This window comes from Actinokineospora sp., assembly GCF_050699995.1.
Taxonomy (GTDB): Bacteria; Actinomycetota; Actinomycetes; order Mycobacteriales; family Pseudonocardiaceae; genus Actinokineospora.
This window is the reverse complement of the sequence record NZ_JBOHGC010000101.1, coordinates 1-8,745: the sequence shown is the minus strand read 5'-3', so window position 1 is coordinate 8,745 and position 8,745 is coordinate 1. Positions and strand designations below refer to the sequence as shown.

Genomic DNA, 8,745 nt, shown 5'->3' with positions numbered 1-8,745 from the left:
GGGTTGGGGGTGTTGCGGGCGGGCGGCAACGCGGTGGACGCCGCGGTCGCCGCGGCCGCCGTGCTGGGCGTGACCGAGCCGTTCTCGTGCGGCATCGGCGGTGGCGGGTTCATGGTCATCTACCGGGCGGACGGCGGCCGGGTCACCACGATCGACCACCGGGAGACCGCGCCCGCCGCGATGCGCCCGGACTCGTTCCTGGAGAACGGCGTACCACTGCCGTTCAACGACGCCCGCTACAGCGGCCTGTCCGCCGGGGTGCCGGGCACGGTCGACGGGTGGTCCGACGCGCTGCGCGACTACGGGACCATGTCGATGCGGGAGGTGCTGCGGCCCGCCATCGCGGTCGCCACCAACGGGTTCATCATCGACCAGACCTTCCACGACCAGACCCGGGGCAACGCCGCCCGCTTCGCCGACGTGCCCTCCTCGGCCCAACTGTTCCTCGATCCGGACGGCACGGCACGCGACGTGGGCGCCACCTTCCGCAACCCGGACCTGGCCCGCACCTATCAGCGCATCGCGCAGCTCGGCGCGAAAGGCTTCTACCGGGGCGCGGTGGCAGCCGCCATGGTGAACGCGGTTCAGGATCCGCCGGTCTCCCCCGACGCCACGCACGTGTGGCGGCCCGGCATGATGACCATGCGGGACGTGGTGGGGTATGAGGCGGTCGAGCGGGAGCCGACGCGCGTGTCCTACCGCGGTCTCGACGTCTACGGCATGCCACCGCCGTCCAGCGGCGGATCGACCGTCGGCGAGGCGCTCAACATCCTCGCGGGCTATGACGTCTCGACGATGCCTCGGGAAGAGGCACTGCACTACTACCTGGAGGCGTCCCGGTTCGCCTTCGCCGACCGCAACGCCTACCTCGCCGACCCCGACTTCGTGGACGTGCCGCTGCGCGGCCTGCTGTCCGAACCGTTCGCCGCGCAGCGGCGGGCGCTGATCGGGCCCACTGCCGCACAGCCGCCTGTCGTCGCGCCCGGCGACCCATGGCCGCACAACGGCGGCGGAACCGGTGTCGCCACCCCCGCCGCGTCGGTGACCAGGGCGGGCACCACGACCCACCTGACGGTGTCCGACGCCGAGGGCAATGTCGTGTCCTACACCTTCACCATCGAATCGACCGGCGGCAACGGGATCGTGGTGCCCGGCTTCGGGTTCCTGTTGAACAACGAGCTGACCGACTTCACCTTCGACTCGCTGACCCACGTCAACCGGGTCGAGGGCGGCAAGCGGCCACGAAGCTCCATGAGCCCGACGATCGTGCTCCGGGACGGCGCGCCACTGCTCGCGATCGGGTCGCCAGGCGGATCGACGATCATCACCACTGTGCTGCAGATCCTCGTCGACCGACTCGACCTGGGCGCCACGCTCGCCGAGGCGGTGGCCGCGCCGCGAGCGACCCAGCGCAACACCGCGGCCACCCTGGCCGAGGCCGCCTTCCTCAGCAGCCCGTACGCGGCGGCACTGGCGGGGCGTGGCCACACGCTGAGCCAGACCGCCGAGATCGGCGCCGCCACGGGCATCGAGTTCCGGCCTGACGGCACCCTAATCGCGGTCGCCGAACCGACTCGCCGCGGCGGCGGCTCGGCAGGGGTGGTACACCCCGGCTGACGACCTGGTCGGCACCCAGTCCGCCGGTGGGGTAATGACACCACCGGCGGGTGAGACTTTGCTGCCGTGTGACGCAGCAAACTGAATCTGGTCACAGTACCGGTGATCTGCCATGATGACGCCGTTCAGGCGATGGCGACGAGGAAGCCGGTGAGAATCCGGCACGGTGCCGCCACTGTGATCGGGGAGCGACTCCCAGGACTGGCCACTGCCCGCAGGGTGGGAAGGCCAGGGAGAACCGTTGATCCGACGAGTCAGGAGACTCGCCCATCGCCTCCTCACCACCCGGGGCGGATTACCCCGAGAGAGGCAGTGCCATGAAGGCCGTCTTCGATATCCCGGTCATTCCCTTGTCACGCAGGTGCATCCCTCGGCGCTGACCGCCTTTTCTGACATCCCAGCGGGTCCAGTGATCCGCCGCCGCACCACGCGCCGCATCGGCGTGTGGTCTTTCCCGTGCGCTCAAGGAGTTCTCCATGTTCGATCGATCAGCCCTGCCCTCCCGCCGGACCGTCCTCAAAGGCGCCTTCGCGGGCGCCGTTCTGCTCGGTGCGCCGGCCTGCGGGAGTAGCCAGCCCGCCGGGTACGCGGGTGAGACTCCCCGGCGCGGCGGGAATCTGCGGGTGGTGATCTCGGGAGCCAGCACCACCGACGATGTGCTCGACCCGCACCTGGCGGGCTCGTGGGGCGGCGGCGCGGTCGCGAAGAACGTGTTCGACAAACTGGTCGCATACAACCACGACCTGACGATTCGTCCACGGCTGGCCGAATCGCTCGAACCCAACGCTGACGGCACGGTGTGGACGATCCGGCTGCGCAAGGGCGTGCGCTGGCACGATGGCAAGCCGCTGACCGCCGATGACGTTCTGTGGAGCGTCAAGCGCATTCTCGACCCGGCCAACAAGTTGCCCGCCGCGGCAGACCTGGCGATGGTCGACCTCGCGGGGTCGCGCAAGGTCGACGACACAACCGTGGAGTTGCGGATGACGCAACCGATGGCAGACCTCGGCGCGCTGCTGGCGGGTTGGTACGTCTACGTCGTGCAGGCCGGGACGAACACGTTCGACAAGCAGCGTCCGCCGGTCGGCACCGGGCCGTTCCGGTTCGACACCTGGGCGCCTGGCGAGCGGACCAAGCTCGTTCGCAACGACGCCTACTGGGAGCACGGCAAGCCCTACCTCGACAGCGTCGAGGTCATCCTGGCAGCCAAGGCCGACGCGCGGCTCAACGTGTTCCTCTCCGGTGAGGCGGATGTCGTGCACGAGCTGTCCCACGTGCAGGGCAAGGCACAGCAGACGAATCCGGCGCTGACGATCCACCAGTCGCCGGTGGGCACCTTCCAGGCGTTCAACATGCTCATCGACCAGGAACCGTTCACCGATCCCCGAGTCCGGGAGGCGCTGCGGCTGTCAGTGGACCGCAAGGCCATTGTGGACTCCGTCTACTTCGGTTACGGCGACATCGGCAATGACCTGTACGGCAAGGGCGCGCCCAACTACGCCGACTCGATCCCGCAGCGGGCCTACGACCCGGAAAAGGCGCGCGCGCTGCTGCGCGCGGCGGGCAAGGAGAACCTCAAGGTCACGCTGCACACCGCCGACGCCACCCCGGGCTTCGTCGAGTCCGCACTGTTGTTCGCCGAGCAGGCGAAGAAGGCCGGAATCACCATCGAGGTGTCGAAGTCGGCGCCGGACTCGTACTGGACCGATGTCTTCCTCAAGCAGCCGTTCACCCAGACCGGATGGGGCAGCTACGCGCTGGAGTGGTTCTACGGCCAGGCGATCGTGTCGGACGCGCCGACCAACGAGACCGCGTGGAAACGGCCGGCGTGGGACCAGAAGTTCGCCACCGCCCGCGGCACGTTGGACGCGGAGCTGCGCAGGCAGCGCTATCTGGAGCTGCAGCAGGAACTGTGGTCCGACGGCGGCTACATCATCCACTCCTACGCCAAGTGGCTCGACGGCGTCAGCCCCCACGTCCGCGGTATCCACGGCACCACCGTGGCCACCGACGACTGGTGCAGCTACCGGAACGTGTGGATGTGACCACGGTGAACGGTTTATCCCGTTACGTGGCGATCCGGCTGCTCGGAGCCATCGGCGTGGTGTGGGCGGCCTCGGTGGCGATCTTCGCGGCGATGCGACTGCTGCCGGGCGACGCGGTGGACATGATCCTGGCCAAAGGCGCGGGTTCGGGCACGGGTTCCGCGGCCGACAAGGCCGCCTTGCGTGCCGAACTCGGCTTGGACCGGCCGCTGGTCGACCGGTATCTCGACTGGATCACCGGTGTGCTGCGCGGGGATCTGGGCCACTCGCTGTTCTCCGGCCGTCCGGTGACCGAGATCGTCGGGGCGCGACTGCCGAACACGCTGGTGCTCGCCGGGATAGCCGCCGCTTTGCTTGTCCCGCTCGCGATCGGGCTCGGCGCGTGGGCGGGCGCGCGGGCGGGACGGGTTCGCGACCGGGTGGTCAGCATGGCCTCGGTGACGATGGGCTCGCTGCCCGAGTTCGTCACCGCGACGCTGCTGATCGCCCTGTTGGCCTACACGTGGCCGGTGCTGCCCGCGGCGTCGATGGTCCGGCCTGGCGTCAGCCCACTGTCCACACCGGACATCCTGGTGCTGCCGGTGATCACGCTGGTGGCGGTGATGGCTCCGCAGACGATCCGGATGGTGCGGGCACAGATGGCTGAGGCGATGGCGTCGGACTACGTCAGGATGGCGCGGCTGCACGGCATCCCGGAACGGCGGATCGTGCTGCGGCACGCGCTGCGCAACGCGCTGGCACCGGCCATGCCGCTGCTTGCGGGCAGCATCACTTGGCTGGTCGGCGGGATCGTGGTGGTGGAGACGGTGTTCGCCTATCCCGGGATCTCACAGGATCTCGTGCACGCGATCGGCCACCGCGACCTGCCCTACGTGCAGTCGGTGACGCTGCTGTTCGCCACGATCACCGTCGTTGGTTATGTGCTCGCCGATGTGGCCGTGGTCGCGCTGGTTCCGAAACTGGCCATCCGATGAGGCGCTGGATCGGCGCGGCGGCCGTGGTGCTGCTCACCGTCGCGCTCACCGGGCCGTGGTGGGCGCCGCATGCGGCCACCGAGACGGTCGGGCTGCCGTTCACGGCGCCCGGCGACGGCCACTTGTTGGGCACCGACTACGTGGGCAGCGACGTGCTCAGCAGGTTGCTGCACGGTGGCCAAACGGTTGTGTTGTTGGCGATCGCGGCCATGGCAATGGCCTACCTGACCGGCGCCTCGATCGGGTTGGCCGCCGGGCTCACCCGTGCGGATCCCGTCCTGATGCGGCCGGTGGACGTGGTGCTGGCGATCCCGCCGTTCCTCGTGCTGGCGGTGCTGGCCGCCTCGACCGGCCGGGGATCGCTGGTGGTCGTCCTGGCCGCGGCGTTGGCGAACGCGCCCGGAATCGCTCGCGTGGTGCGCGCGGCGACATTGGAGGTCGGCGCCCGCGGGTATGTCGAGGCCGCACTCGCCCGCGGCGAGGGCAAGGCAGCCGTCGCCGTGCGCGATGTGCTGCCGAACATCGCCGCGCCGATCCTGGCCGATGCCGGGTCGAGGGTGAGCGGCGCCATCGCCATGGTGGCGGGCGCGAACTTCCTGGGCCTCGGTCTGCAACCACCCGCGGCGGACTGGGCACTGATGGTTGCCGAGAACCGGGCCGGGCTGGCGTTGCAGCCGTGGGCGGTGGTGGCCCCCGCGCTGCTGATCGCCCTGCTGACCATCACCGTGAACCTCGGCGGCGACGAGATCGCCGCCGTCCTTCGCCGCGACCACAAGGAGATTCCGACGTGACTGGTGTCAACCGGGCCGCCGTCGACGTGCGCGGGCTGCGCGTGGTCACCGACGCGGGCAGGCCGATCGTCGACACCGTGTCGTTCACCGTCGAAGCCGGGCAGTTGTTGGCGGTCATCGGCGAATCCGGCTCGGGTAAGACCACCACCGCGCTGGCGCTACTCGGGTGGGCGAACCCGGGCACGGTGATCGACGCGGGCGAAGTGCTGATCGCGGGCCACTCGATGCTCGACCGACCCGATGTCCGCTCGCTGCGGTCCACTGTGGTCAGTTACGTGCCGCAGGACCCGTTGCGGGCGCTGAACCCGGCGCGGCGCGTGGGCGCGCAATTGGCGGAGATCCTGCGCGTGCACGGCCGGTCGCACGACACCGGGGCCGCGATCGCGGCGGCGCTGGACCTTGCCAGGCTGCCCGCCGACCCTGGGTTGCTGCGCCGGTATCCGCACCAACTCTCCGGCGGGCAGCGGCAGCGGGTGGTCATCGCCCAAGCCCTGCTGCTCGACCCGGCCGTGATCGTCCTGGACGAGCCGACCACCGGGCTGGACACGGTCACCCAGCGGGAGTTCCTGACCCACCTGCGCCAGTTGCGGGAGCGAACCGCCGCCGCGATGGTCTACGTGACCCACGACGTCGCCGCGGCCGCGGAGGTCGCGGACCGGATCGCGGTCATGCGGGCGGGCGTGATCGTCGAGCAGGGACCCGCCCGGGAGGTGCTGAGCTGTCCGCGCGAGCCGTACACGCGCGATCTGATCGCCGCGGTGCCCGATCCTCGGGCCGCGGTGGCGCCTCGGCCCGAGACGCGGGAGGTGCTGCGCGTACGAGGGCTGACCGCGACGCACGGGCCGGTGATCGCGGCTCAGGACGTCGACCTCGACCTCACGGCCGGGCGGTGCCTGGCCCTGGTGGGCGCGTCCGGGTCGGGCAAGACCACCATCGGGCGCTGTATCGCGGGCCTGCACCGCCCCGACGCCGCGACGCTCACCCTCGATGGCGTGGGGCTGACCCGCCGACGCACCCGCGACCAGCGCCGACGCGTCGCAATCGTGTTCCAGTCCCCCAGCGAGTCGCTCAACCCACGCCGGACGATCGGCGCCGAACTGGCCCGTGTGGTGCGGTTCTTCGGCACCGGTGACGACACGCGCGTCGGCGATCTGCTCGACAGTGTCCGGCTGCCGCGCGAGATCGGCGACCGGTACCCCGCACAGCTCTCCGGCGGCGAACAGCAACGCGCGGCGATCGCCCGCGCGCTGGCCGCCGACCCCGCCGTGCTGGTGTGCGACGAGATCACCTCCGCGCTCGACGTCTCGGTCCAGGCCGCGGTCCTGAACCTGCTGGGCGAGTTGCAGCGCGATCTTGACTTGGCGCTGCTGTTCATCACCCACGACCTCGGCGTCGTCGCCGTGATCGCCGACCACATCGCCCTGCTCGACGCGGGCCGCGTCCACGTCCAGGGCCCGACCGCTGAGATCCTGCGCGACGACTCGCCGCATCCCCTGGTGCGGCGGCTGCTCGCGGCCTCCCCCGCGCTACCCAAGGGGGTCCCGCCGCGAGGCTGAGCGCGGAGCGGTCGCCCGGTTGCCCGCCGAATGTGGCTCAGCCTTTCGGGGCTCACCGAGCCGAGCGGTGGCGGGCGGTCGGTGACGGGTCACGACAGCTTCTCGACCGCCAGCCGCACGCAGTCCGCACAGACGCAGACCCCGGGTCCTGCGACCATCGGCACACCTGGCTTCGCCCTGCCGCAAAACGAGCAGGCCGTCGCCGCGTCGCCCGCCCTCCGACGCCTACGGCTGCGCCATCCGGCCGGTGCCGCACACAACACGTCCTCAAGTTCCCGCTTGACCGCCGCGAAGCCGACACCGAGATCCTGCAGCACGCGCCGCGCCTGGGAACCAGGGTCCGCCGAAATCACGAACAACAGATGCTCAGTGCCCACATAGTTGTGGCCACGCTGCCGAGCATGATCACGAGCGTTCTCGACAGCCTGCGCGGCCTCCGCCGACCACGGGCGCTCGCCCGGCACCGATGACCCGTCACCGTCGTCGAACAAGCGACGGCTCGCTTCCCGCAAACGCTCACGAGTGACACCCAGCCGGTCCAGCGCCGCCGCGCCAACCCCGGCATGCAGCAGACCAAGCAGCAGATGCTGCGTGCCGACCTGCGCGCCACCCCCCGCCTCAGCCGCCAGCCGCGCCTGGTCCAGGCATGCCTGCAGTCGAGGCATGACCTTCAGGTCGCCACCAAGCACCGTCATCGACCGGTCCCCGAACCGCTGGCGTGCCGCCTGCTTCGACACACCGAGCCGATCCCCGATCACGGTCCACGAATGCCCCGCACCCCGGGCTGCCAGCACGTAATGCTCGATGACCGCGTCGGCCGTGTCGCTCAGCTCGACGCGCACCAACGACGCCGCTTCGACAGCGGCGAGGGCATCCCCGCCACGCGCACGCTCCTCGACCAGCGCGATATATCGCTCCGCGTCCACTCCGGCAGCCATGCGACAACTCTAACTTGTCATTGGCCGATCGACAATGCCACATTGTCGATCGGAATCGCGGCGCCGTAGCGAAAAGGAAGTGGCCTCGCCGCCAGTCCCGGGGCCTGCTCGGCAAGCATCGTGATGACCTTGTCGACGTAGCGGTACGCGGTGGGCTCGGGAGATCCGGTGGTCACGCCCAAGCGCGGAGACATCGCTGTTCTGGCGGACCAGCGAATAGGTCGTGCACGTCAAAACCGGCCCGGCGCTGCTCGTCTAGTTCGATCTGGCGGTAGGAGAACACCACTGGCGCAGGCAGGTTCAGCGGGTCGCAGCATGTGATCCGGAATCTGTTTCACCGCAAGCCATTTCCCGTTGTTGACACCATCGTGTGACACGAGTCGTCGAGGCCGGAAACCGGGCCGGGAATGTCGGTGGTCACCGGGAGACTCGGTGGCATGGCGGAGCTGGAGATCCATCACAACGACCCGGACAGGTTCTGGGCGTCGCGTGGACCCGCGCTGACCGCTGAGCTCGTGACCGCCGTGGGTGAGGCCCGTGCGGCGATGGCGAGGGTGCTCGATGTGGTGGGCGAGTTGGACCGCGACGACATCCACCGCCTCGCCGGATACGGATCCCTGCCCAAGCTCCTCACCGCGTTGGTGCGGGTCCACCCCCGCGAGGCCCGCCGCTGGGTCGAGCGAGCCGACCAGCTCGCCGAGACGGTCACCCCCACCGGGCACCACCGGCCCGCCGCCCTGCCCGCCACCCGCGCCGCTATGCGCGACGCGGTGGTCGACGGGGAGCACATCGACATCATCGCCACAACCATGGGTGACCTGCCC

Annotated in this window: 8 protein-coding genes and 1 riboswitch; of the genes, 6 read left to right on the top strand and 2 right to left on the bottom strand. The window is 70.1% G+C overall.

Going from position 1 to position 8,745, the window contains the following annotated elements; genetic code table 11:
- From ggt to ACRDSQ_RS06035, 5 genes are all read left to right on the top strand, one after another.
- The coding region (gene ggt, locus ACRDSQ_RS06055; protein WP_431419528.1) for a gamma-glutamyltransferase at nt 1-1,617 on the top strand (1,617 nt) is incomplete at its 5' end.
- An 83-nt stretch (nt 1,618-1,700) separates the two neighbouring features.
- Nucleotides 1,701-1,902: riboswitch (cobalamin riboswitch) on the top strand.
- 191 nt (nt 1,903-2,093) lie between these two features.
- Nucleotides 2,094-3,662: an ABC transporter substrate-binding protein gene (locus tag ACRDSQ_RS06050; protein WP_431419526.1), complete on the top strand. Its 1,569-nt coding sequence runs from the start codon at nt 2,094-2,096 to the stop codon at nt 3,660-3,662.
- 5 nt (nt 3,663-3,667) lie between these two features.
- Nucleotides 3,668-4,636 carry an ABC transporter permease gene (locus tag ACRDSQ_RS06045; protein ID WP_431419524.1) on the top strand — a complete coding sequence of 323 codons (969 nt, stop codon included), beginning with the start codon at nt 3,668-3,670 and terminating at the stop codon, nt 4,634-4,636.
- Nucleotides 4,633-5,427 (top strand): ABC transporter permease, encoded by a 795-nt coding sequence (locus ACRDSQ_RS06040; protein ID WP_431419522.1) that lies wholly within the window; start codon nt 4,633-4,635, stop codon nt 5,425-5,427. The genes ACRDSQ_RS06045 and ACRDSQ_RS06040 overlap by 4 nt, the downstream gene beginning before the upstream one ends.
- Entirely contained in the window at nt 5,424-6,983 is a 1,560-nt protein-coding gene (locus tag ACRDSQ_RS06035) for an ABC transporter ATP-binding protein (RefSeq protein WP_431419520.1), read from the top strand. The genes ACRDSQ_RS06040 and ACRDSQ_RS06035 overlap by 4 nt, the downstream gene beginning before the upstream one ends.
- 89 nt (nt 6,984-7,072) lie before the next feature.
- On the opposite strand, the gene ACRDSQ_RS06030 is transcribed toward ACRDSQ_RS06035, so the two are convergent.
- Entirely contained in the window at nt 7,073-7,909 is an 837-nt protein-coding gene (locus tag ACRDSQ_RS06030; RefSeq protein ID WP_431419518.1) for a Clp protease N-terminal domain-containing protein, read from the bottom strand.
- A gap of 29 nt (nt 7,910-7,938) precedes the next feature.
- Complete coding sequence (locus ACRDSQ_RS06025) at nt 7,939-8,103, bottom strand: hypothetical protein (RefSeq protein WP_431419516.1); 165 nt, start codon at nt 8,101-8,103, stop codon at nt 7,939-7,941.
- 255 nt (nt 8,104-8,358) lie between these two features.
- Here ACRDSQ_RS06025 and ACRDSQ_RS06020 point away from each other — a divergent pair.
- On the top strand, nt 8,359-8,745 hold a 387-nt coding region (locus ACRDSQ_RS06020; RefSeq protein WP_431419514.1), incomplete at its 3' end, for a hypothetical protein.

Coding starts and splice junctions, on each gene's coding strand:
- ACRDSQ_RS06050 (WP_431419526.1), top strand. CDS start 2,094: ATGTTCGATCGATCAGCCCTGCCCTCCCGCCGGACCGTCCTCAAAGGC.
- ACRDSQ_RS06040 (WP_431419522.1), top strand. CDS start 4,633: ATGAGGCGCTGGATCGGCGCGGCGGCCGTGGTGCTGCTCACCGTCGCG.